The sequence below is a fragment of the Corynebacterium glucuronolyticum DSM 44120 genome (assembly GCF_030440595.1).
Lineage (GTDB): Bacteria > Actinomycetota > Actinomycetes > Mycobacteriales > Mycobacteriaceae > Corynebacterium > Corynebacterium glucuronolyticum.
On sequence record NZ_CP047452.1, the window covers coordinates 853,483 to 878,588 of the forward strand.

Annotated in this window: 18 protein-coding genes; 10 read left to right on the top strand and 8 right to left on the bottom strand. The window is 59.6% G+C overall.

What is annotated here, in order from left to right; translation table 11 throughout:
* Positions 1-43: 43 nt before the first annotated feature.
* From CGLUCO_RS04055 to CGLUCO_RS04070, 4 genes are read right to left on the bottom strand one after another with little or no spacing between them, the layout of a single operon-like run.
* Complete coding sequence (locus CGLUCO_RS04055; RefSeq protein WP_005395773.1) at positions 44-304, bottom strand: mycoredoxin; 261 nt, start codon at positions 302-304, stop codon at positions 44-46.
* The gene (locus CGLUCO_RS04060) at positions 301-804 is read right to left on the bottom strand and encodes a dihydrofolate reductase (protein ID WP_005395774.1); all 504 of its coding nucleotides are present in this window, start codon (positions 802-804) and stop codon (positions 301-303) included. The genes CGLUCO_RS04055 and CGLUCO_RS04060 overlap by 4 nt, the downstream gene beginning before the upstream one ends.
* Complete coding sequence (locus CGLUCO_RS04065) at positions 804-1,604, bottom strand: thymidylate synthase (protein WP_005391726.1); 801 nt, start codon at positions 1,602-1,604, stop codon at positions 804-806. The genes CGLUCO_RS04060 and CGLUCO_RS04065 overlap by 1 nt, the downstream gene beginning before the upstream one ends.
* A gap of 36 nt (positions 1,605-1,640) precedes the next feature.
* Entirely contained in the window at positions 1,641-2,399 is a 759-nt protein-coding gene (locus CGLUCO_RS04070) for a 3'(2'),5'-bisphosphate nucleotidase CysQ (RefSeq protein WP_005395775.1), read from the bottom strand.
* Between the two features lie 34 nt (positions 2,400-2,433).
* On the opposite strand from CGLUCO_RS04070, the gene CGLUCO_RS04075 reads away from it, so the two are divergent.
* Together CGLUCO_RS04075 and CGLUCO_RS04080 are read left to right on the top strand one after the other, a co-directional pair.
* A complete protein-coding gene (locus CGLUCO_RS04075) occupies positions 2,434-7,389 on the top strand; it encodes an Lhr family ATP-dependent helicase (RefSeq protein ID WP_005395777.1) in 4,956 nt (1,651 codons plus the stop codon).
* Positions 7,376-8,197, top strand: a complete 822-nt coding sequence (locus tag CGLUCO_RS04080; RefSeq protein WP_232621874.1) for a DNA-formamidopyrimidine glycosylase family protein — start codon at positions 7,376-7,378, stop codon at positions 8,195-8,197. The genes CGLUCO_RS04075 and CGLUCO_RS04080 overlap by 14 nt, the downstream gene beginning before the upstream one ends.
* Here the strand turns inward: CGLUCO_RS04080 and CGLUCO_RS04085 are convergent.
* Entirely contained in the window at positions 8,189-8,824 is a 636-nt protein-coding gene (locus tag CGLUCO_RS04085) for a DedA family protein (protein ID WP_084035928.1), read from the bottom strand. The genes CGLUCO_RS04080 and CGLUCO_RS04085 overlap by 9 nt on opposite strands.
* Positions 8,825-8,947: 123 nt before the next feature.
* Between CGLUCO_RS04085 and CGLUCO_RS04090 the strand changes: the two genes are divergently transcribed.
* Complete coding sequence (locus CGLUCO_RS04090) at positions 8,948-9,361, top strand: YccF domain-containing protein (protein WP_005391733.1); 414 nt, start codon at positions 8,948-8,950, stop codon at positions 9,359-9,361.
* Between the two features lie 70 nt (positions 9,362-9,431).
* Here the strand turns inward: CGLUCO_RS04090 and pgi are convergent, their stop codons facing one another.
* Positions 9,432-11,069, bottom strand: a complete 1,638-nt coding sequence (gene pgi, locus CGLUCO_RS04095; protein ID WP_005395783.1) for a glucose-6-phosphate isomerase — start codon at positions 11,067-11,069, stop codon at positions 9,432-9,434.
* A 1,449-nt stretch (positions 11,070-12,518) separates the two neighbouring features.
* Between pgi and CGLUCO_RS04100 the strand changes: the two genes are divergently transcribed.
* The 6 genes from CGLUCO_RS04100 (at position 12,519) to CGLUCO_RS04125 (ending at position 20,752) form a co-directional block, all read left to right on the top strand.
* Positions 12,519-13,919, top strand: a complete 1,401-nt coding sequence (locus CGLUCO_RS04100; protein WP_231286143.1) for an NAD-dependent succinate-semialdehyde dehydrogenase — start codon at positions 12,519-12,521, stop codon at positions 13,917-13,919.
* Between the two features lie 82 nt (positions 13,920-14,001).
* Positions 14,002-14,889, top strand: coding sequence for a carboxylating nicotinate-nucleotide diphosphorylase (gene nadC, locus CGLUCO_RS04105; RefSeq protein WP_005391738.1), 888 nt, complete (start codon positions 14,002-14,004; stop codon positions 14,887-14,889).
* A 304-nt stretch (positions 14,890-15,193) separates the two neighbouring features.
* The gene (locus CGLUCO_RS04110; RefSeq protein WP_050762631.1) at positions 15,194-16,774 is read left to right on the top strand and encodes a peptide ABC transporter substrate-binding protein; all 1,581 of its coding nucleotides are present in this window, start codon (positions 15,194-15,196) and stop codon (positions 16,772-16,774) included.
* A 198-nt stretch (positions 16,775-16,972) separates the two neighbouring features.
* Entirely contained in the window at positions 16,973-17,899 is a 927-nt protein-coding gene (locus CGLUCO_RS04115) for an ABC transporter permease (protein WP_005391742.1), read from the top strand.
* Positions 17,900-18,032: 133 nt separating this feature from the next.
* On the top strand, positions 18,033-18,998 hold the full coding sequence (locus CGLUCO_RS04120) for an ABC transporter permease (protein ID WP_034989597.1): 966 nt from the start codon (positions 18,033-18,035) through the stop codon (positions 18,996-18,998).
* Between the two features lie 32 nt (positions 18,999-19,030).
* A complete protein-coding gene (locus CGLUCO_RS04125) occupies positions 19,031-20,752 on the top strand; it encodes a dipeptide ABC transporter ATP-binding protein (RefSeq protein WP_084035926.1) in 1,722 nt (573 codons plus the stop codon).
* A 240-nt stretch (positions 20,753-20,992) separates the two neighbouring features.
* Here the strand turns inward: CGLUCO_RS04125 and CGLUCO_RS04130 are convergent, their stop codons facing one another.
* On the bottom strand, positions 20,993-21,268 hold the full coding sequence (locus tag CGLUCO_RS04130; protein WP_005391746.1) for a chorismate mutase: 276 nt from the start codon (positions 21,266-21,268) through the stop codon (positions 20,993-20,995).
* A gap of 22 nt (positions 21,269-21,290) precedes the next feature.
* Between CGLUCO_RS04130 and pcrA the strand changes: the two genes are divergently transcribed.
* Positions 21,291-23,498, top strand: coding sequence for a DNA helicase PcrA (pcrA, locus tag CGLUCO_RS04135; RefSeq protein ID WP_005391747.1), 2,208 nt, complete (start codon positions 21,291-21,293; stop codon positions 23,496-23,498).
* 580 nt (positions 23,499-24,078) lie between these two features.
* Here pcrA and CGLUCO_RS04140 read toward each other — a convergent pair.
* Positions 24,079-24,801: a M23 family metallopeptidase gene (locus CGLUCO_RS04140; RefSeq protein WP_196793970.1), complete on the bottom strand. Its 723-nt coding sequence runs from the start codon at positions 24,799-24,801 to the stop codon at positions 24,079-24,081.
* Positions 24,802-25,106: the final 305 nt, after the last annotated feature.

Consider the following 25,106-nt stretch of genomic DNA (forward strand, 5'->3'; position numbering starts at 1 on the left):
AATACTCCCACCGTACTGTGAACTGGAACGGTGGGAGTATTTTTTATTGTTCGCCCTCAAGTTCCTTGAGTTTGGCTCGCACAGCACTTGCCGGCGGGTTGGTTTCTGTTGTTCCGTCGGAGTAGTGGACGGTGGGGACAACTCGGTTTCCGTCGTTGACGGATTCCACAAACACGGCTGCCTTGTCGTCTTCTTCCACGTTGATGGTGGTGTATGGGGTTTCGGTTCGATCCAGTGCTTTGAGGAGCTTGGCGCAGTAGGGGCACCAGTCCGTCATGTAAATAGTGGCGTGTTGGGTACTCATGCCTTACGAGTGTACTCGTGGAACGCGTAGTGCACGGGGCCGTCAGTATGCGCGAAGGACCCCTTGGCAGAGGTCTGCCAGATGCCGTCGACCGTGTGCGAAAACGCCGGATCCGATGTGACGGAGGGGACGGTGACGGGGGTTGCAAGGAGACCGTCGAGGAGGACGTCGACAAGCGTCACGGCGATGCGGGAAAGCCGGGGGTATAAGGACTGGTAGAGCGAGCCTCCGCCGATTAGCCAGCCGTCGAAGTCGGCCGGAACAGAGGAGACAACGGTGGCACCGGCGGACCAGTCGCCCGGCTCGCGGGTGGACAGGACGAGGTTCGTCCTGCCGGGGAGGGCCTTGGAGCCGATGGATTCCCACGTTTTGCGCCCCATGAGGATGTCCTCACCCATGGTGGTGTTCTTGAAGTGGTGGAGATCCTCGGGCAGGTGCCACGGCATTGTGGAGCCGTCGCCGATGATCCCGTCGCGTGATTGTGCCCAGATTGCCTTCATTAGACAGCCACCGGCGCCTTGATCGTGGGGTGCGGATCGTAGCCCACGAGGTTGATGTGCTCGAAGGTGTAGTCGAACATGCTCGGTGCGCGGGTGAGGTCGAGGCGGGGGTAGGGGCGTGGTTCGCGACTGAGCTGCTCACGCACCTGTTCGCGGTGGTTGTCGTAGATGTGGCAGTCGCCACCTGTCCAGACGAAGTCGCCCACGTCTAGGCCGGCCTGTTGGGCGAACATGTGGGTGAGGAGGGAGTAGGAGGCGATGTTGAAGGGAACGCCAAGGAACATGTCGCACGAGCGCTGGTAGAGCTGGCAGCTGAGTTTGCCGTCAGCGACATAGAGTTGGAAAAGGAGGTGGCAGGGCGGGAGCGCCATGTTGTCCAGCTCGCTGACGTTCCAGGCAGAGACGATGTTGCGGCGTGAATCCGGATCCTTTTTGAGCAGTTCGAGGGCCCCGGCGATTTGGTCGATGTGTTGGCCGTTGGGGGTGGGCCAGCTGCGCCACTGCACGCCGTAGATGGGGCCGAGTTCCCCGTTTTCGTCGGCCCATTCGTCCCAGATGGATACCCCGTTTTCGTGCAGCCAGGCGACGTTGGAATCGCCGCGCAGGAACCACAAAAGTTCACCGACGACGGACTTCCAGTGCACCTTCTTCGTGGTGATGAGCGGGAACGCCTCGGCGAGGTGGAACCGCATCTGTTTGCCAAACAGGCTGGTTGTGCCTGTCCCAGTGCGGTCGTCTTTGTGCGCCCCCTCCTCCAGGATTTCGCGGAGGAGGTCTTCGTACGGTGTCGGGATGGTCATGCAGCTAGTGTACCGTCCGGGCAACCGGGGGATTATTTAGTAGCTGCCGTTTGCTTCCTTGTACTCGGCGCATAGGGCGAGGATCTCGTCTGCCATGTCAGGGCGACAGATAAGGACATCGGGGAGGTAGGGGTCCTTGTTGTTGTAGGACAGCTCGGAGCCGTCGAGGCGGGAGCAGTGGAGCCCTGCAGCCTGGGCGACACCGACAGGTGCGGCGGAGTCCCATTCGTACTGGCCACCGGCGTGGATGTAGGCATCGGCGTCACCGAGCAGCACGCGCATGGCCTTGGCACCGGCGGAGCCATATTCGGTAATTTCTGAGCCGGTGCGCTCGGCGACAAAGGAAGCTACCTTGGGGGCGCGGTTGCGGGAGACAATGATCTTGCCGGACTTGGGGCCGAGGACGGCGCGGGCTTCGTCGGAGAAGAAGGTGACTCCGATGTCAGGCAGGCCGACGGCGGCATAGATGGGCTTGTGGTTTTCTACGAGCGCGATGTGGACGGCCCAGTCTTGGCGGCCGGTGGCGAATTCCTTCGTGCCATCGAGGGGGTCGATGATCCAGACGCGGTTCTTGTTCAGGCGGGCAGGGTTGTCGGCTGCCTCTTCGGAGAGGAAGCCGTCGTCGGGGCGGTGCTGCGCGAGGACGCGGGCGATCCAGTTTTGGGCCAGGTCGTCGCCGGCATCGCCGAGGTTGAGGGCTTGCAGTAATCCCACGCCGCGGATTCCTTTGAGGATTTCGGAGGTGCCTACGGCGAGGCGGTGGGTGAGTGTTGCGTCGTCCAAGTGAGCAGTCATGGTTACATAATACGGTCTCCACTAGATTAAGGGCATGGCAGATTCCGTTCTCTCACGTTTTCGCCCGCAGGTTTCCACGTGGTTCACCGACGTTTTCGCAGCGCCGACGGCCGTCCAGGAGGAAGCGTGGCGGGAGATTTCGGACGGAAATAATGCCCTCGTTGTGGCCCCTACCGGTTCGGGTAAGACGTTGGCGGCCTTTTTGTGGGCGATCAACGCGCTTGTGGTGCCTTCGGGGCAGTTGCTTTTGGATGCCACGGGTGAGCGCTCGGTGCCGAAAAAGGACAAGGGCGCGGGCGTGCGTGTGTTGTACATTTCACCACTGAAGGCGTTGGGCGTGGATGTGGAGGCGAATCTGCATGCGCCACTGCTCGGCATCGCCCGTACGGCGCAGCGTTTGGGGGAGCCTGCGCCGCAGATCACGGTGGGTTTGCGCAGTGGAGATACGCCACAGTCGGAGCGTTCGCGGCAGGTGCGCAATCCTCCGGACATTCTCATTACGACGCCGGAGTCGCTGTATCTCATGTTGACGAGTAAGGCGAAGGATATTTTGACCAGTGTGGATACGGTCATTGTGGATGAGATTCACGCGTTGGCTGGGACGAAGCGTGGGGTTCACCTGGCGTTGTCGCTGGAACGGTTGGCGGAGCTTGCTCCGCAGCATGTGAAGCGCATTGGTCTGTCTGCGACGGTGCGTCCGCTGGAGCGGGTGGCAAGCTTCCTCGGTGGTAAGGAGCCGGTGTCGATTGTGGCCCCGGGGGCCGAGAAGCGGTGGCAGTTGGATGTTCACGTCCCGGTTGATGATATGAGCGATCTGCCGACGCCTGAGGTCGGCTCTACTATCGGTGCGTCGCTTGTCGACGATCCCCTCGATCTCACCACCCCGGTGGAGGAGGGGGAGTCCCCGTTTACTCGTGGTCCGGTTCCGCACAGCCCGGCGGGCGAGCCCGCCCCTACGCCCCTCATCTCCGTCGTTGACGATGCGGCGATTGATCAGGATGCGGCGATTGACCAGGATGCGACGATTGACCAGGATGCGACGAAGTCGCATCCTTTCGCGGAGGACTCGGCGCTGCCCACGTCGAACTCTATCTGGCCGTTCATTGAGCAGGACCTCTACGCCGAAGTGATGTCCCATGACTCCACGCTCGTCTTTGTGAACTCGCGGCGAACGGCCGAGAGGGTGACCTCGCGGCTCAACGAGCTCTACACACAGGAGCACGACCCGGAGGCGCTCAACGCCCGTGGGCGACGTGACCCCGCCCAGCTTATGAAGCACACGGACATCGTGGGAACTGCAGCACCGGTCATTGCCCGCGCGCACCACGGCTCGGTGAGCAAAGACGAGCGCGCAGCAACAGAGAACATGCTCAAGTCCGGCGAATTGAAGGCGGTTGTTTCAACCAGCTCGCTAGAGCTCGGCATCGACATGGGTGCGGTCGACCTTGTGATCCAGGTGGAATCCCCACCATCGGTGGCCTCCGGTCTGCAGCGCGTCGGCCGCGCAGGCCACGCCGTGGGAGCCGTCTCGCAGGGGTCCTTTTACCCCAAGCATCGCGCCGACCTCTTGCAAACCGCTGTCACCGTGGAGCGCATGCGCGCTGGGCTCATTGAAGAGCTCACCGTGCCGCAAAATGCGCTGGACGTACTCCTGCAGCAGACGGTTGCCCACGTATCACAGAATGACATTTCCGCCGACGACTGGTTTGATGTCGTCCGTCGGGCCTACCCGTACACAAGCCTTGACCGGGAGGTGTTCGACTCTGTCATTGATCTCGCCAGCGGTGCCTACCCGTCGACGGACTTCGCGGACCTCAAACCGCGGATGGTTTACGACAGGGTAAGTGGCATGCTGAGTGCCCGCCCCGGCGCGCAGCGCGTTGCTGTCATCAGTGGTGGCACGATCCCCGACCGGGGCATGTTTGGCGTGTTCCTTGTTGGTGGTGGCGAGGGATCAGCGCCTCGCCGCGTGGGCGAATTAGACGAGGAAATGGTCTACGAGTCCCGAGTAGGGGACGTGTTTACCCTTGGGGCGACGAGTTGGCGGATTGAGGAGATCACCCGCGACCAGGTGCTTGTTACGCCCGCGCCGGGGCATACCGGGCGCCTGCCGTTTTGGTCTGGTGGGCAGGAAGGGCGGCCGGCGGAGCTCGGCCGGGCGGTGGGGGAGTTTCGTCGAGAAGCTGTCAGCGACCGCGCGCGGGTCGAAGGCCTGGGGCTGGACGCGCGGGCAGAGGATAATCTGTTGGCGTTCCTGCATGAGCAGCAGGAAGCCACCGGTGTCGTCCCCGATGAGAAAACACTCGTGCTTGAGCGTTTCCGCGACGAGCTTGGCGATTGGCGCATCGTGCTGCACTCGCCGTACGGGCGTGGTGTCAACGCGGCGTGGGCGCTGGCCGTCGGTGCCCGGGTGGCGGATCTGACGGGGATGGATGCACAAGCGGTGGCCGGCGACGACGGCATTGTTCTGCGTCTGCCCGAGGGCGATGAGGAGCCGAGCAGTGAGCTGTTTTTATTCGACGCCGACGAGATCGAGCAGATCGTTACGGAAAGGGTGGGCAACTCAGCGCTCTTTGCCTCCCGGTTTCGTGAGTGCGCCGCGCGTGCTCTTTTGCTGCCACGGCGCAACCCCGGCAAGCGGGCACCCCTGTGGCAGCAGCGGCAGCGCGCTGAGCAGCTGCTCGACGTTGCCCGGAAGTACCCGAGCTTCCCCATCATCTTGGAGACAGTCCGCGAGTGCATGCAGGACGTGTACGACATTGCTGCACTGAAACAGCTACATAAGGATCTCGGGCTGCGTACGGTGCGCATTGCCGAGGTGACAACAGATCAGCCGAGTCCATTCGCCTCATCGCTGTTGTTCAACTACACCGGCGGGTTCATGTACGAGGGGGATACGCCCCTGGCCGAGAAGCGGGCGGCTGCCCTCGCCTTGGATCCGTCGCTTTTGGCCAAGCTCCTCGGCACCGTCGAGCTTCGTGAGCTACTCGGCCAGGAGATTATCGCGCAGGTGCACGACGAGCTGCAGCGGACAGCAGAGGGAAGGCGGGCGCGCACTCCGGACGAATTCACGGACACACTGCGCCTCGTTGGCCCCATCCCCGTGGACAATGTGCCAGCCTATGTAGAGTTCGGGGACGGTCGGGATGCCGAGCAGATTCTGCAGCTTATCCGCCAGACGGTGGGTGGGCGCGTGATGGAAATTCGGTTCGGGGGCCGGGAACATATCGCGCTGTCACAGGATGCGGCGCTGATCCGGGACGGCCTGGGCGTGCCGATCCCCGCCGGGGTGACCGCCAAACGGGACGAGGTGCCCGACGCGCTTGAGCAGCTTGTCAGCCGGTTCGCCCGGTCGCGTGGGCCGTTTACCGTGCGGGACGTCGCCTCCGCCTTCGGAGTGGGTGTCTCTGTGGTGCACGGTGTGGTGCGGACTCTCGTCCATGAGAAGAAAGTGGTCGAGGGGCACTTCCGTGAGGGGATCGAGGACCTTGAATACTGCGCGACGGAGGTTCTCCGAAAGATCCGTACGCGCAGCCTCGCCGCAGCGCGGGCGGAGGCGGAGCCGGTGAGCCACTCGGCATATGCCCGTTTCCTGCCACCGTGGCAGCAGGTTGCCGAGGTGGGGAAGACCCCCGTGCTGCGCGGGGAAGACGGTGTTTACGCCGTCATCGAGCAACTGGCAGGGGTACGCCTCCCGGCTTCCGCGTGGGAATCCCTCGTCTTCCCGTCACGTGTGGGCTACTATGAACCGGCCTTTTTGGATTCGTTGACCGCAGATGGTGAGGTGATGATTGTGGGTGCCGGTGCCGCTGGGGCGCAGGATCCGTGGATCATGCTCCTCCCGACGGAGTACGCCTCGCAGCTGCTGCCGGATGCTGTGGAGGAGCCGAGTCTGTCTGCCGTGCAAGAATCCGTGCTTGCTGTCTTGTCTCGGGGTGGCGGTTTCTTCTTCCCGCAGCTTCTATCGGAGGTCACCGGTTCGGAGTTGGGTCTGGGGTTGTCTCACACGGTGTCTGCCGAGGAGCTGCGCGAGGCGATGTGGGGGCTTGTGGAGCTGGGGCGCGTTTCCCCCGACACGTTCGAGCCTGTGCGCGCCCGCCTCAACGGGTCGGCTCGCGCCGGGAGTACCGCCCACAAGGCGAAGCGGCGGCCACGGCGCTCCCGGTTACGGATGGGGCGGACGAGCTTTGCCCAGGCTAATCAGCCGACTACGCCGCCTGATATGCAGGGGCGGTGGTCGCTGACCCCACCGGCGGAGACCGACCCCACCAACCGGTCCGTCGCCCATGGCGAGGCGTGGCTGGATAGGTACGGTGTTGTCACCCGCGGCAGTGTGGTGACGGAGAATGTCCTCGGTGGCTTCGCCCTCGCCTATAAGGTGCTCAGTGGGTTCGAGGAGTCCGGTAAGGCGATGCGCGGCTATGTGGTCGAGGGCTTGGGTGCGGCACAGTTTTCTACGCCCGCCGTCATCGACCGCATCCGCAGTCACGCTGATTCCCCCGATATCGCCGGCTGGCCTTCAGGCACGACGGAGCCCCTCACGTACGTGGTTGCTGCCGCCGATCCCGCTAACCCGTACGGCGCGGCCCTCCCGTGGCCGGAAGGCGCGCATGTCACCCGGGCTGCGGGTGCTCTCGTTGTGCTTGTCGACGGCCTTCTGATTGCTCACCTCACCCGTGGCGGTCGCGTCCTCACCACCTTCTTTGACGGTCTTCCCGAGCCGCCGGAAACGCTTGTTGCGCGGCTCGTGGAGGCGCTGGAGTCCGTGTCCAGTACGCGGTTTATCGTGGAGAAGATTGACGGCGACACGGCGCTCACCTCGTCACTGGTGGAGGCCTTCCGCATAGCGGGCGCGGGGATCACCCCGAAAGGTATCCGGATCGGCGGTCGCGTCGGCACCGCGCGCCGGGCACCCGATCGCGACGAGACCGACGATGCGCCTCTTGTGCGCACGCGCAGAAGGGGAGGATACCCACGTGCCAGAAGGTGATTCCGTCTACCAGCTCGCCACGCGGCTCCAGTTCATGCGGGGAAGGGAAGTCCTCTATTCGCAGCTGCGCGTCCCCGCCTACGCACTGGAGCGTTTCGACGGCAGCCTGTGCGATAACGTGTGGCCCTACGGTAAGCACTTGTTCATGCAGTTCGGCGAGAAAATCCTGCACACGCACCTGAAGATGGAGGGGACGTGGTCGGTGCATCCAGCAGGGAAGAGGTGGACAAAGCCCGGTTTTACAGCCCGCGTCGTCTTGCGTTTGGAGGGCGCCCCGCACCCGCGTCCCATCGAGGTGGTGGGCTTTTCGTTGGGGCTGGTGCGGGTTTTCCCTACCGTGGAGTATGCCCACAGGGTAGGCTATCTTGGCCCGGACGTACTCGGTAACTGGGATGAAGACGAGGCCGCCAGAAGGATCCTCGCCCGCCCGGACAGGCCAATCGGAACCGCGCTTCTTGACCAGAAAAACCTTGCCGGGGTGGGAAACGAATACCGGGCGGAGATCTGCTTTATCGCCGGTGTCCACCCTGCAACGCCTGTCGCGGCGCTCGGCCCCGACAAAGTTCACGACATTCTGGCGGTGACCCGTCGCCTGATGTGGGAAAACAGAAACTCCCCCATCCGCGTATCCACGGGGGTACGCAAGGTGGGGGAGACAAGTTACGTATTTGGCCGCAACAACAAGCCGTGTAGGCGCTGTGGGACGCTTATTGAGAAGGGATTTCTTGGCGGAGTTGATCGCGGGGGCGACGCGGATGAGCTGGAACGGGTCATCTGGTGGTGCCCACACTGCCAGCCACTACTGTGACGCAGGCGGCGTGTTTTTCTTCTTGCTCTGTCGGCGGACGAGCCACACCGTCAGCGCCACGACGGCGACGACGAGGATGATCTTCACAATGAAGGAGAATTCCTCCATATACTCCGTCACGCGGTGCCAGTTTTCCCCGAGCGTAAATCCGAGGTATACGAGCAAAATGTTCCAGATAGCGGAGCCAAGGACAGTCCACGCGGTGAAGGTGACTAGCCCCATGCGGTCGATGCCGGCGGGAATGGAGACGAGGGAGCGGATCCCCGGCACCATCCGGCCGATGAACACCGAGGCCGAGCCATATTTGTCAAACAAGGCGATGGACTTGTCCACATCCTCCGCCTCCGTCAGCCACATCCAGTCCGCCACCTTGCGGAGGTGTTCGGCACCCACGGCGTGGCCGACGAAATACAGCAGGTAAGCGCCCAGAAGAGAGCCCGCAGTCGCCCACACCATGGCGGCGATGAGACTCATGGAGCCCTGCGAGGCGGTGAAGCCCGCCAGGGGGAGGACAAGCTCGCTGGGGATCGGTGGGAAGGCAGATTCCAGGAAGATGGCGATTCCCACGCCAGGTGCTCCCAGCGTTTCCATAAGTGAGGTGACCCACGTGGTTATCGCATCAAGCATCAAATAAAATCCAATCCACTATCTGGTGTATGACGTGGCTAGCCACTATAGCAAAGAAGCGGCGGAACGTTTTGCACCAAAACGTTCGTCAGTGCGTGGGCATGGCTCGCTACACTGGGGACCATGAAAACGCTGCTGAACATCATCTGGTTTCTTTTCGCAGGACTCTGGCTCGCCATCGCCTATGTGTTTTTTGGACTCCTCGCCTGCATCTTCATCATCACAATCCCCGCAGGTGTGGCATCGTTTAGAATGGCGAGCTTCGTCGTCTGGCCGTTTGGTCGCACTCTTGTACAACCTGTCAATGGGTCCGGTGCGCTAAGTGGCGTGTCCAACGTGATCTGGTTCTTCGTCGCCGGACTGTGGCTTGCCGTCGGGCACCTAACTACAGCGGCGAGCCTCGCCGTGACAATTATTGGCCTCCCCATGGCCTGGGCAAACCTCAAGCTCATCCCCGTTACGTGCTTCCCGTTTGGGAAAAAGATCGTGGATTCTGACCATATCCCCGCAGGCTACGAACCCGTGGTCAAGATGTAAAGAAACCTCAACCACGGGTCGTCGACAAGCTATACAGGGTTACCTGTTACAGGGGTTACCCGTTACAGGGTTACTTGTTGGCGCGGTACCAATCAATGAGACCGTCGGTAGAAACATCGCCGGAATCGGACTTCTCCGCACCCGTCACGGCGGGGAGGAGATCGCCGGCCTGCTTCTTGCCCAGTTCCACGCCCCACTGGTCAAACGAGTTGATATCCCAGATGACACCCTGCGTGAACACGATGTGCTCGTAGAGAGCGATGAGCGCACCGAGAACACGGGGGGTGAGCTCCTCCGCAAGAATGGTCGTCGTCGGGCGGTTACCCGGCATCTCCTTGTGGTTGACCAGCTCGATCGGGGTGCCCTCAGCCGCGATCTCCTGAGCCGTCTTACCAAAGGCAAGAACCTTCGTCTGGGCAAAGAAGTTGCTCATCAGCAGGTCATGCATTGAACCTGTGCCGTCAGCAGTGGGGAGATCCTGTGCCGGACGAGCAAAGCCGATGAAATCTGCCGGGATCAGTCGCGTGCCCTGGTGAATGAGCTGGTAGAACGCGTGCTGGCCGTTGGTGCCCGGCTCGCCCCAGTAAATCTCACCCGTGTTCGTGGTGACCACCGTGCCGTCGTGGCGCACGGACTTACCGTTCGACTCCATCGTCAGCTGCTGCAGGTAGGCGGGGAAGCGGGAGAGATCCTCAGAGTAGGGGAGCACCGCGTGCGTTTCAGCGCCGAAGAAATCGGAGTACCACACGCCGAGCAGGCCCATAAGGGCGGGGACGTTTTCCTTCAGCGGAGTTTCGCGGAAGTGTACGTCCATGGCGTGGAATCCTTCAAGGAAGCGCATGAAGTCCATTGGCCCGATAACGCACATGAGGGCGAGACCCACGGCGGAATCTACCGAGTAGCGGCCACCGACCCAGTTCCAGAAACCGAACATATTCTTCGTGTCGATTCCGAACTCCGCGACCTTCTCGGCGTTGGTAGACACGGCGACGAAGTGCTTCGCCACAGCCTCCTCGCTGCCGAGCTTCTCCACGAGCCACCGCTTGGCGGCGTGCGCATTGGCGAGAGTCTCCTGCGTGGTGAATGTCTTCGAGGCGATGATGAACAGCGTGGATTCGGGGTCGAGCTCGTCGAGGGTGGCGACGAGATCCGCTGGGTCAACGTTGGACACGAACTTGCCCCGGATACCGGCGACCGCGTAATTACGCAGGGCCTTGGTGGCCATTGCAGGGCCCAGATCAGAACCGCCGATACCGATGTTTACCACCGTCTTGATGGTGTGGCCGGTGTAACCCAGCCATTCACCGGAGCGCAGCCCCGAGGCGAAATCACGCATCCGGCCGAGAACCTCGTGAACGTCGGCGGCAACATCTTGCTCGTCGACGGTGAGGTCTTCTTCAGCCGGGATGCGCAGCGCCGTGTGCAGGACGGCGCGGTCCTCGGTGTTGTTCAGGTGCTCGCCGGTGAACATGGCCTCGGTCTTTTCCTTCAGGCCCGCTGCCTCGGCGAGTGCTACCAGCTTGTCCACCGTGTCCTCGTTGATGAGGTTCTTGGACAGATCCACGTGGAGGCCCGCGGCATCAAAGGTGAACCGGGATGCGCGGTCCGGATCGCTGGCGAACAGTTCCCGCAGGTTTGTTTCGCTCATCTCCGTCTGGTGTGCTTCGAGATCTTTCCACTCGTGCGTGGTACTGATATCCGTGGACATGGACGCTCCTTCGTGGTTTTTTTACGTAAATCACTGGTCAGCGGCCTTACCTCGCCTGGCTGTGTGGTGTAATCCGACACCAGCCTTCCGAAGAAGACCTATGACCTATTACTTTAGCCCGGAAACGGCCCGTTCGTCCTGATGTCAATGTGTACCTTCGGAAGACGAACTGGTTTCGGGGCGGGAATCACCGGGCGCGGTGCAGGCGCAGGTGCTGGCTTGGGAATCTGTGGTACCGGCACGGGTGCCGGAGGCCGGTACCTGATGACCGGAGCCGGGCGTGGTTGTGGTTTCGGCGCGGGTGCAGGCAGTGCAGGCGGTGCCGGTGGCGCTGGTGCCGGTGCGGGTGGTGCCAAGTTGGGGAAAACAGGGGCGAGGACAAGACGCAGTTGCATCGGCAGCCACTCCGGGTTTATCTGGGAGAGAAATCCACCGACGAGTCCGAGCGCAGCAATTATAGAAACGGTGGTGCCCACTGCGATTTGCCCATCCGTATCTAAGTCAATGGTTGTATCTGAGGAGATCGTTGCAAGCGTGTCCTCGCTACTGCCTTCCGCCGAAAGTTCCGCAAGTGTCCCAATCCCGATGCATTTTCCTAGTGCTCGGTGGTAAGCCTCGTCCCCTACCTGGGACTCCATATCGTCTAGGAAGGGTTGTAAATAGGGAAGAATAGACTCATGAAGCTTGTGGAGGTGAGCCCACGATAACGGATCTACATAATGTTCGAAATCGTTTGCATGGAAATAGGGGGACGGCTGGCTATCTTCGTACATGCGTTGGGCCTGTTGGACGGAGATGGTTTGCTTCCACGCGAATGGTTTGTCAAGGCCTAGACGCTCTATGACTTTGTCACGGTCTTGGCGTAATTCCCAAAAAGGAGATGCAAATGCTGCCCACTGGCTCCCAAATTTTTTTGCGTAAGATTGAGCCCCCTGTGCGAGAGCTACAGGCACTTCATCGCGGAGCCGCTCAGCAGTTACATCATCAGCGTGTGAGGGGGAGATCGTGCACACCTCGCCGTCGGATTTCACATCGAGGGCGGAAGCCGGGGTGCAGGTGATGGTAGCGGCGGTTAGAGCCAAGGCGAGTGTCATCGGGATCGCGCGAAGAGCTCTGTCGTGGCGAGCGCGTGCATGGGATGGTGCCTGAAATCGATGAGGATCCGAAGCACTTTTCGGGGTGCGTCGAAAAGTAGACGCGCCAGTTGTAGAAGTAGATTGGCCCAGGATTCGGTTTAACATGTATCCCCCAAAATTTTTAGTGGTTTATGGCATTGTCCTGAGTAGTGAGCCTCCCCGGAGATAATGCCGTTGTCTGAAGCCGAAGGTGAGGAATGTCGCCCCCGTTTTCGTGGATATCGTAAAACGGGTGAGGGGAGTGTGCTTGGTAGATGCGTATAGACCCCCTCAGATAGGGGAGGGGGGTGATTTTTTCAATACAGTTGATTACATGACATACCAAAACAAACTTTTCCTTGCCGGATCCTTCGTCGATGCCTCAGATGGTGGCACCTTCGAGGTCACGAACCCGCGCGACGGATCTGTGATTACCGCCGTCGCCTCCGCTACTGAGGACGATATTAAAAAGGCATTCGACGCTGCCTGCGAGGCCCAACCAGCATGGGCTAAGACGAGCCCCCGTCACCGTGCCGATATTCTCAGGCGCGCCTACGAGGAGATCATGGAGCGCAAAGACGAAATTGCCGAGCTCATGACGCTCGAGCTCGGCAGGGCACTGCCGGATTCCCAAGGGGAATCCGTTTATGGTGCCGAGTTCTTCCGCTGGTTTGCTGCGGAAGCGGAGCGGATGTCCGGTGACTACCGCCTTGCGCCGACAGGAAACGCCCGGATCGTCGAGGTGCAGCAACCTGTCGGACCGGTTCTGGCCATCACGCCGTGGAACTTCCCGCTCGCCATGGGTACGAGGAAACTCGGCCCGGCTCTCGCTGCGGGTTGCACCGTTGTTTTGAAGCCGGCATCGAAGACACCTTTAACCATGCTCCTCCTCGCCGAGATCCTCGATCACGCCGGTTTGGACAAGGGGGTTGTCTCCATTCTTCCGTGCTCCTCGTCAGCTCTGGAACCGCTCTACTCCGATCCTCGGCTGCGCAAGCTCACCTTCACCGGCTCTACTGCTGTGGGGAAGGAATTGGCTACCAAGGTTCCCACTGCTCGTGTCTCGCTCGAACTCGGTGGTAACGCGCCGTTCGTTGTGCTTTCCGACGCTGATCTGGACACCGCCGTTGAGGCGACCGCAACAGCGAAAATGCGTGGTGCCGGTCAGGTCTGCATCGCCGCTAACCGGTTCATCGTGCACCGTGACCTGCGCGCCGATTTTGTCGCCCAGGTCACCGAATCTCTGAAGGGTACGGAATACGGTCCTCTCTCCGGTGACGATCAGGTGGAAAAGGTCACTGAGCTTGTCGACGATGCGCTGGCACAGGGAGCCACACTCGTCTGGCAGGATGAGGTCCCCGAGACAGGCTCATGGTTCCCACTCACAATCCTGGACAATGTGCCCACGACCGCGCGGATGTACAAAGAAGAAATCTTTGGTCCTGTCGTTGCCGTATACGAGGCTGCTAGCGACGAAGACGCAATCGCTATGGCCAACGACACGAACTTCGGGCTTGCAGGCTACCTTTTCAGCGCGAACCTGCAGCACGCGTTGGACAGCGCGGAGCGCATGGAAGTGGGCATGGTTGGGGTGAATAAGGGTGGCATCTCCGATGCTGCTGCGCCTTTCGGCGGTGTGAAAGACTCCGGCCTCGGTCGTGAGGGAGGCTTCCAAGGAATTGAGGAATTCCTGGAGCGCAAACTCATGTCGTTGCCTGCACCCGCTGCTAAGTAACACCCAAGGTTTTTTTAGGGTGCCAGGATCTGCGTGAGGCGCGCAGAAAGGCAAAAATTGTGGAGCAAGGAGACCCTCTGATATGTGCGACAACGTACTAGCCAGTCTTGGACTCGATCCGCAGAAAGCCCGCGACTTCGTTCAGCGTGCACTCGAGGAAGATCTGCAGTGGGGAGCGGATGTCACGAGCCTGGCGACCTTGCCTCGTGCCACCGCTACGGCGACAGCGAACGCCCGTGAAGACGGCGTTCTTGCCGGCGTTAGCCTCGCCTTGCTTGCCCCAGAAATCTACGCACCGGGAGCTATCACGGTTGACGTGCTACGGCGCGACGGTGCACAGGTCACAGGGGGCGAGCCGATTTTCACGCTGACCGGGCCTGTCACCGATATCTTGACCGTGGAGCGAACAATTCTCAATATCGTGTGCCAACTATCTGGCGTGGCCACGCATACGGCAGCGTGGGTTCGAGCCCTGGATGGTTGCGTTTCCGCGCTCACCGGGCAACCAGTGCGTGTGCGGGATACTCGCAAAACTGTCCCCGGGATGCGGGTACTGCAGAAAATGGCCGTCCGCTGCGGAGGGGGTGTCAATCACCGGATGGGGCTCGGCGATGAAGCGCTTATCAAAGACAATCACATTGCTGCGGTGGGCAGCGTGTCGGCAGCGATAGAACGCGTCCGCGACCGATACCCCGAGATCCCTGTGGAGGTGGAGTGCGATCGGGTAGAACAAGTTGAAGAAGCCGTCGCAGCTGGTGCGCGGCTGATCCTGCTAGACAATATGGATCCAGCACAGATTCTTAAGGCTTTGGAACACACAGTTCCGGCTGGCGTGCGGACGGAAGCTTCGGGCGGATTAACGCTAGATAACGCGGCAGAATATGGACAGACAGGTGTGGACTATATTGCCGTAGGTGCGCTTACCCATTCCTCCCGTGTCTTCGATATTGGGCTCGACATCGGTGAGTGATAGGCGAGACCAGATAGCGCATACATATTCATAGCTGTAAGAATATGCAAAGCGGGGTCTTGGAGAGAGTTTTCCTGCTGGCTAGTTAAGCCAGTCTTAGCCACGATAATGATTGTTCAACATTCCAGGTAGGGCGGTTTTACGGAGGTGGTAAAAAGATTGATTTACTACCCCCGTTAACTCTGCATGAACTGGGTTAATTGTAGGTTAACAACAATTTTCCTGAATAGAATGCACAAATTATTCATGTTTTGTGGTGAAATTTCTGAAAAGGTTATTTCGAAATGCAAAGAATGGAGAGTCTGTGTTTCTAAAGAAGACCATCGCGGCGCTGACGGCGGGCATGCTCGCTTTCAGCCTTGCGTCATGTTCAAACTCAGAAAGCAGTTCAGCCGCAGGAGGTAACTACATTACCGCGCGCGGCTCCGAGCCCCAGAACCCGCTTCTGCCGGCAAACACCAACGAAGTGGGCGGCGGAAACATCGTCGATCTGATCTACTCCGGTCTGGTCTACTACGATGCCGACGGCAAAATCCAGAACGAAATGGCAGAGTCCATCGATCTGGAAGGGGATAAGACCTACAAGGTCACGCTGAAGGACGGGATCTCCTTCTCCGATGGTTCACCGATTACTTCGGAGAGCTTTGTGAAGGCCTGGAACAAGGCCGTCGAGGAGTCCATGCTGAGCGCCTACTTCTTCGAGCCGATTCTCGGCTACAAGGAGGGAGGTTCCTCGATGGAAGGTCTCAAGATTATTGATGACAAGACCTTCACCATCGAGCTAGCCCAGCCGGAAGCTGACTTCCCCACGCGCCTCGGTTACTCGGCCTTCTTCCCGATGCACGAATCCGCTTACGATGACCTCAATGCTTACGGCGAGAATCCGATCGGAAACGGGCCGTACAAGCTCGCCGAGTGGAACCATAACAAGGATGCCACCATCGTTCCCAACGAGGAGTACGACGGCGTGCGCACTCCCAAGAACGACGGCGTGCAGTTCGTCTTCTACGCACAAAACGACGCAGCCTACTCCGACCTTCTGGCAGGCAACCTAGATATCACTGATGCTATCCCGGACTCGGCATTTTCCACCTTTGAGAATGAGCTCGGGGACCGTGCTGTTAACCAGCCGGCGGCCATTTTCCAGTCCTTCACAATCCCGGAGTCGCTGCCGCACTTCAAGGGCGAGGAAGGCAACCTCCGCAGGCAGGCTCTGTCGTACGCCATCAACCGCGAGGAAATTACCTCCACCATCTTCGGTGGCACCCGTACCCCGGCGACAGACTTTACTTCTCCGGTGATCCCCGGCCACTCCGATTCGTTGGCTGGTGCTGAGGTGTTGACGTACAACCCGGAGAAGGCGAAGGAACTGTGGGAGAAAGCAGACAAGATCTCCCCGTTCGAGGGTTCTGTGAAGATTTCCTACAACGCCGATGGTGGACACCAGGCATGGGTCGATGCCGTAGCCAACTCGATCCGCAACACACTCGGTGTGGAGGCCGTGGGCGACCCGTACCCAGATTTCAAGAGCCTGCGTGATGAGATCACAAACCGCACCATCACCTCAGCTTTCCGCACCGGCTGGCAGGCCGACTACCCGTCACTCGGTAACTTCCTCGGACCGTTGTACGCAACCGGCGGTGGATCCAACGACGGTGATTACTCGAACCCCGAGTTTGACAAGCTGCTGAAGCAGGCAGCTGGTGCGCCGGACCCCGAGTCCGCCAACGTCTTCTACAACCAGGCGCAAGAGCTCCTGCTGAAGGATCTGCCAGCGATCCCGCTGTGGTACGCCAACGTCACGGGCGGCTACTCGGAGAACGTCGACAACGTCGTCTTCTCCTGGAAGTCGGTTCCGGTGTACGACCAGATCACCAAGAAGTAAAAAACTGATGTGGTTCGCGCCCGCGTAAAGACGCAGGCGCAATCACACCGTCAAGACCATCCATAGTGGCATCACTCTAACGTTCGGCACCCCGCTGCGAAGGCGCGTCATCGCTCCGCTCGCATGCGGGGTGGGCGCGTTTATCCAACTCGTACAGCCACCCCCTACTACCTAGCTAAAGAAAGGAGCTACGCGCACATGCTCCGCTACATCGGACGGCGCTTGCTCCAGATGATCCCCGTGTTCATCGGTGCGACACTGCTTCTTTACTCCCTCGTCTTCCTCATGCCCGGCGATCCCGTGGCAGCCCTCGGCGGTGACCGAGGCATCAGCGAGGCGGCGCGGGCACGCATCGAGGCAGAATACAACCTCGACAAACCATTCATCGTTCAGTATCTCCTCTATCTCAAGGGAATCCTCACACTCGACTTCGGCACGACATTTTCTGGTCAACCCGTAGCGCACGTGATGGCGAACGCGTTCCCTGTGACCATCAAGCTCGCCGTCATGGCCTTGGCATTTGAAGCCATCCTGGGTATTTCCGTCGGTGTGATCGCAGGCGTTCGCCGTGGCGGAATCTTCGATTCCACCGTCCTCCTCGTTTCCCTCTTCGTTATCGCCGTGCCGTCTTTCGTCATCGGCTTTGTTCTGCAGTTCCTCGTCGGCGTGAAATGGGGTCTCTTACCCGTCACCGTCGGGAGGAATGAATCATTCGAAGCCCTCCTCATGCCCGCCGTAGTCCTCGGCGCGCTTTCGTTTGCATACGTCTTGCGCCTGACACGGCAGTCGGTCAGTGAGAATCTCAGCGCCGACTACGTGCGCACGGCGACGGCAAAAGGCATGAGCAAGAGCTCTGTCATGGGCCGCCACGTTCTGCGCAACTCGTTGATTCCCGTGGTTACCTTCCTCGGTGCCGATCTCGGCGCCCTGATGGGCGGTGCCATCGTGACCGAGGGAATCTTCGGAATCAACGGTGTGGGCGGCTCGATCTACCAGGCGATCTTGAAGGGAGAGCCGGCGACCGTCGTCAGCTTCACTACCGTACTCGTCATTGTGTACATCATCGCCAACCTCATTGTTGACCTCATTTACGCACTGCTAGATCCGAGGATTCGCTATGCCTAACCCCACCGACAAGACGCACTCGTACCCGGATACCACACCCGATGACATGGTCCGCGTGCCGGAGGAAGGCATCCGGATTGCTGACCAGGCCACTGAAGAGCAAATGGATGTAATCCATCGCACCGAGGGCCTCATGAATGACACTGTGACCGGGAGACGCATCCTGCCTGGCCAGGAATACTACGTCTCTGCAACCGATGAACAAGGACTAGGCGCGGTGGATGCCGTGCCTGATGACTCCGCACCAAGTTCCATGTGGGGTGAGGCGTGGCGCTACCTGCGCAAGAGGCCAATGTTCTGGGCTTCAGCTGTCCTGATTTTGTGCGCCGTCCTGCTTGCTTTATTCCCGCAGATGTTCACCTCGACCGACCCGCGGTTCTGTGAGTTGAGCAATTCTCTCGCCGGACCTGAGTCCGGCCACCCGTTCGGTTTTGACCGACAGGGCTGTGATATTTACTCGCGTGTCATTTACGGTGCACGCGCCTCGGTGACAGTGGGTATCCTGACCACCGTTGCCGTCACCATTTTGGGCACCATCATCGGATCCATTGCAGGTTATTTCGGTGGGATCTGGGACACGATTTTTTCCCGTCTCACGGATATCTTCTTCGCTGTTCCGCTCGTTCTCGCCGCGATCGTGGTGATGCAGATGTTTAAGGAGCAGCGCACGATCTGGACGGTGGTCATTGCACTCAGCATCTTTGGCTGGACCAACATTGCGCGCATTACGCGCGGTGCCGTTATGAGTGTGAAGAACGAGGAATTTGTGACAGCGGCTCGGGCCGTAGGGGCCTCGAAATTTACTATCCTGACGAGCCACATCCTTCCCAATGCTGCAGCTCCGATCATCGTCTATGCCACGGTTGCGCTAGGAACGTTTATCGTCGCGGAAGCGACGCTGTCCTTCCTCGGCATTGGTCTTCCCTCCACCGTGGTTTCTTGGGGCGGTGACATTTCTGCCGCACAAGCATCGCTGCGCACCCAACCGATGGTGTTGTTCTACCCGGCTATCGCACTAGCCCTGACGGTTTTGAGCTTCATCATGATGGGCGATGTTGTCCGCGATGCCCTGGACCCGAAGGCGAGGAAGCGCTCGTGAGTCAGGCTAGAGAGAGTGGAAAGAATAAGACAATGAGCACACCGCAACAACAGGAGACCTCAGCGTCGACAAGCACACCCCTGTTGCAGGTCCGCGACCTGAAAGTGGAATTCGAATCCACCACTGGTGTCGTTGAAGCCGTCCGTGACTTCGACTTGACCATCTACCCCGGTCAGTCCGTGGCGATCGTGGGTGAGTCCGGCTCGGGGAAATCTACTGCGGCAATGAGTTTCCTGGGGCTGCTTCCGGGCAGCGGCAAGGTGACGCAGGGGTCCATCACCTTCGAAGGGGAGGAACTGACGGGCCTGAGTGACAAGGAATGGCAGAAATACCGTGGCTCGCACATCGGTCTCGTGCCGCAGGATCCGATGAGCAACCTCAACCCCGTGTGGCGGATCGGCACACAGGTGGAGGAGGCGCTGCGCGCCAACAACATTGCGACTGGTTCGGAAGCACACGAGAAGGTCGTCGAGCTTCTCGGGCACGCTGGGCTTCCCGACGCTGAGCGCCGGGCCAAGCAGTTCCCGCACGAGTTCTCTGGCGGTATGCGCCAACGTGCGCTCATCGCGATCGGTCTGGCTGCCAACCCCCGTCTCCTCATCGCCGATGAACCGACCTCAGCACTCGATGTCACCGTGCAGAAGCGAATCCTCGACCACCTGGGGACCCTCATCAAGGAATCCGGGACAGCCCTGCTGTTCATCACCCACGATCTCGGCTTGGCTGCCGAGCGCGCGGACTTCGTCGTGGTCATGCACCGCGGCCGGATTGTGGAAAAGGGACCGAGCCTCGACATCCTGCGCAATCCCCAGCATCCTTACACGCAGCGCCTGGTGAAAGCAGCGCCGTCGCTCGCCTCCGCACGCATTCAATCCGCGCGCAACCAAGGGCTGACGTCATCGGAGCTCAAGGCCTCTCAAGGCAGCAGTGATGAGGCTGTCGTGGATGTGCGAAACCTGGTCAAGGAATTTGAGATCCGTGGTGCAGCAGACGGGAAGAAGACCCTTCGTGCTGTCGACGATGTCTCCTTCTACCTCCGCCGCGGCACCACCACCGCGCTGGTAGGAGAATCGGGATCGGGCAAATCCACCGTCGCCAACATGGTCCTCGGGCTGCTGAAGCCCACGAGCGGCACGGTGACTTATGAAGGTCGCGATATGTCCACCATGAGCGAGAAAGAACTGTTCGCGCTGCGCAAAAAGCTGCAGGTTGTGTTCCAAAACCCCTACGGCTCCCTCGACCCCATGTACTCCATCTACCGGTGCATCGAGGAGCCACTCAAACTACACAAGGTAGGGAACAGGAAGCAGCGAGAGGCTCGTGTCGCAGAACTCCTAGACATGGTGAACATGCCCCGCTCCGCAATGCGGCGTTACCCGAATGAGCTCTCCGGTGGACAGCGCCAACGCATCGCTATCGCTCGCGCTATGGCTCTGCAGCCGGAGGTTCTCATCCTGGATGAGGCGGTGTCCGCGCTCGATGTGCTGGTGCAAAACCAGATCATTCAGCTGCTTGCGGACTTGCAAGAAGAGTTCCGCCTGAGCTACCTATTCATCACCCATGACCTCGCGGTCGTGCGACAGACCGCCGATGACATCGTCGTGATGGAAAAGGGACGGATCGTGGAGAAGGGGACCGCCGACAGTATCTTCGACTCTCCACAGGAGACCTATACCCAGGAGCTCATCGCTGCGGTTCCGGGGCTCAACATCGAGCTGGGAACGGGCGACCACCTGGGCATCGAGGTGCAGTAGCACACCTCGTTGCGGAGCATGCTGTCACTGAGGTGCATGCGTATGCCTCAACAAGGGTGTTCGTTGCCACCTCCAGATGAGAACAGGTGTCCGGCCAACGTGCGACGGACGTGAAAGCGGAGGAGCCAGGTGGCTCCTCCGCTTTTTCTGCCTGCACAAGCGATCCCGCGCCCGGATCGTCGCTTCATCGTGTCTCCGATCGTGGCTTCATCGTGCACCGGATCGTGGGCACATGGAGAACTACCCCAACTTGCCTCGGCCAAGGCGGAGCAGGATCGCGGCGAGGGCAGGACCCTCCTCACCGATCTCCTCCCGGAACTGGTTAACGATCTCCACCTCGCGGGTGTGCACGAGGCGCACACCACCGGAGGCACGCCGTGTACGGCCAATAGCGCGGGAGATCTCCGTACGCCTCTTTACAGCGTCCAAAATGACGTGGTCGAGGCGGTCAATTTCCTTCCTAAGCTGCGTGATTTCTGCTTCACTCAGTTGATCTTCTGCACCGGTGTTACTCATACCCGCTATTGTATAACTCGTTATGGCACCAACAGATCTTGTTTCAGACCTCAACCCGCAACAACGCGACGCCGTCCTGCACGACGACTCGCCACTACTTATCGTGGCAGGAGCAGGCTCCGGCAAGACCGCCGTGCTCACACGACGTATCGCGCATCTCCTTCGATTCAAGGGGGTGCAGCCATGGCAGATACTTGCCATCACCTTTACCAACAAAGCAGCAAAGGAGATGCAAGAACGCGTCATCGGCCTCATCGGTCCGGAGGCGCAGAACATGGCAGTAGCGACCTTCCACTCCACCTGTGTGCGGATTCTGCGCCGCAACGCACAGCTGGTTCCCGGTTTGAACTCCAACTTCACCATCTATGATTCGGATGATTCAAAACGTCTGCTTCAGCAGATTGCCAAGGACATGGACCTGGACATAAAAAAGTTCTCCCCACGGGTGCTTGGGAACAAAATCTCTGGGTGGAAAAACGAGCTCATCGGCGTGGACGACGCTGTGAAGGAGCACAAGGTAATTGGTCAGGTATACGGCTTTTACCAGGAACGTCTTCGCCGTGCCAACGCTCTCGACTTCGACGATCTCATTGGTGAGGTCGTACGGATCTTCCGTGAACATCCGGACGTTACCGCTTACTACCGCCGTCGCTTCCGCCACGTTCTCGTAGATGAGTACCAGGACACTAACCATGCCCAGTACGAATTCATCTCCGCACTGGTGGGCAAGGATGGAACGGGGCTGTGCGTTGTCGGTGATGCGGATCAATCAATCTATGCCTTCCGTGGTGCTACGATTCGAAACATTCGCGAATTCGAGCGCGATTTCCCCAACGCCACCACCATTCTGCTGGAGCAGAACTACCGCTCCACACAAAACATCTTGTCTGCTGCTAACGCAGTTATTTCGCACAATGAGCACCGCGGCAAGAAGAACCTCTGGACTGACCAGGGGGCAGGTCCAAAGATTATTGGCTACGTGGCCGATAGGGAAGAAGACGAGGCGCGGTTCATCGCCAGCACCATTGACGATCGAAACCTGCCCTATAACGAGGTAGCGGTCATGTATCGCACGAATGCCGCCTCCCGCGTGATTGAAGATGTCTTTATCCGCACCGGCATTCCGTATCGCGTCGTCGGCGGTACGCGGTTCTATGAGCGCAAAGAAGTCCGTGACATCATCGCGTACCTCCGTGTCGTAGATAATCCCGACGACGAGGTGTCGCTGCGACGAATTGTGAACACGCCACGGCGCGGTATCGGTGACAAGGCTCTCGCCTTCGTCACAGCTTTCGCCTCTCGAGAGAACATTTCGCTGTATGAGGCGATGCGACACGTTGACGAGGTGGATTATCTCGGTGCACGTGGTCGCAATGCGATTGCTAAGTTCGTCGCCATGATGGAGGAACTGCGTGCCGGTACGCAGGAGGTTGGTGACCTCATCAACCTGATTACAGACGTGTCGGGCTACCGGGACGAACTGGAAAAATCGAAGGACCCGCGGGACGAAGCCAGGCTGGATAACCTCAATGAGCTCGTCGCGTACGCCCGCGATTTTGCGCAGCAAGCCCGCGCCAATGACGAAGATGACTCTGTCCAGGCGTTCCTCGAACGGGTTTCCCTTGTCGCCGATGCTGACCAGATCCCCGATGCGGGGCAGGGCGTGGTCACCCTCATGACGCTGCATACAGCGAAGGGACTCGAGTTTCCCTACGTCTTCCTGCCCGGGTGGGAGGAAGGCCAGTTCCCCCACATGCGCTCGCTGGGGAACACGGAAGAGATTGAGGAAGAGCGCCGTTTGGCTTATGTGGGAATTACGCGGGCAAGAAAGCAGCTGTTTATCTCCCGCGCGCTGCTCCGGATTGCTTGGGGAAATCCGCAAACGAATCCAGAATCGCGCTTCCTTGGAGATATTCCCTCCTCGCTCATCGAGTGGGAGCGTGAGGAACCAGCCTACGGCGTGGGCGGTGGTTACAGCTCGTACGGTGGCAACGATGGATGGATCGGCGGTCCGCGCCGGGTGAAGAAGAAACCAGCTTCCTCGCAGTCTGTTCCGGCATCCTCATTGAAACTGGCTGTGGGGGACATGGTTAACCACGAGAAGTATGGTGTAGGCACTGTCCGGGAAGTGTCCGGAATTGGTAAGCACACGACGGTAACCATCGATTTCGGATCACACGGAACGATTAGGCTTATGCTTATCGGGAACATCCCGATGGAGAAGCTCTAAAAACGTGTGTGAACGGCCGTGCGAACGGCCGTGCGAACGGCACGGTTCTAGAACACAGTGCTAAGGGCAGGGAGCGAACAGCAGCCACGCAATGTCAGGAATGCGGGGGTGACGGAGCCGGGGGATGCTGTTGCTCCCCGCATCTTTCTGCGAAGGTAGCTGTGAGGGGAAAGCTGAGTAAAAGCGAAGAAAACAAAGAAAATCTTAAGATTTACGCCATTCGGGGGTAGGCGGGAGTTCTCTTCGGATAGTGAAGATAGCGACCATGCCGTTGTCACACACGGCGTGGAGGGGGGGATTTTTCCTCGGTGGCGAAGCGTGCCGGTCTCATTTCTTGGGGAAGGCCCAAATTCCCGCGTCTCGAGGCCGTAGAGAGGCAAACGGAGACAAACCGGGTTTCTATGCTTCAGACCCTTAAAAAACGCTAAGAGGGGCGTTGAGGGTGTGTCTCGAGGAATTCGCCGTGTGCGGGAGGCTAGGAGCGGAGAACACGGAGGTACGGAGGGGGCGGGGCTGGAATATGAAAAAGCCACGGCATGGGAGCCGCAGCTTGTGGAGGAGGTTTGGGATGAAGTGGCTGTTAGAGGTTTATTCCTCGTTCGGCGAGCCACGGGATGGGATCGATAGCTCCGCCACCATTCGGGTGAACTTCGAAGTGTAGGTGAGGGCCGGTGGAGAAACCCCGGCTGCCGATGCCGGCGATGCGCTGGCCTGCGTGGACCTGGGCACCTACCGTCGTTTCAACGGTCTCCATGTGGCCGTAAACGGTGATTGTCCCATCTTCGTGCTTGATACGTACCCAGTTGCCGAAGCCGGAGGCCGGGCCTGCGTCGATGACGACACCATCTTCGGCGGCAACGATTGCTGATCCCATCGGACCGGCGATATCGACACCGGCGTGGAGGACACCCCAGCGACTGCCGAAGCCAGAGGAAAGGGTTCCTTCAGCTGGGCGAACTACGAGAGGTGCGCGTGCGGCTTCGTCGGCTGCGGCGCGCTCATTGTCGTACTCGACGGCTTTGGCGATTTGGTCTTGAACGTTAGCAGCTGGCTTAAACTCGGCAATGTTAAGAACTTGCGGAGATTCGTTGGAGGTGGTTGGGGTAGCGGTTGCAGTTTCGGCGACGAGCTGCACCTGGTTATGGGTTGTTGTCACACTGTCTGCGGTGATATTCGCAGCGACGGCACCGGTTGCGCCGGCGGTGGAAACAACACCGGTGGTGACAGCAACTAAACTGACGCGACCTTTCGGTGCGCTTGGAGCCTTACGGTGGGCCCCGGCTGTCGACCGCTGATGAGACATCTGCTGCTCCTCCAACCTCTGTTAAAGGCCACGGTGGAAAGTATCTTTGTTACTACTACTTAACAACTTCGTGACCATTTTGTTACCTAATACTGCTTAACGAGATGAAACGATAGCGTAACGAAATCTGGGGGGCAAGCAGAATTAGGTAGGATTACTGTCGTTTTCGCCCGGAAATTCGTTACATATCCATCGAAAGGTGGTGGTTCGATTTCTATGGCTCGCGTCGCCTCCCGCACTTGGGTGCAAAACCGTGGCACAGTTTAAGAGTGAATGTGAATGTAGGACCCTCTCGCAATTCCGCA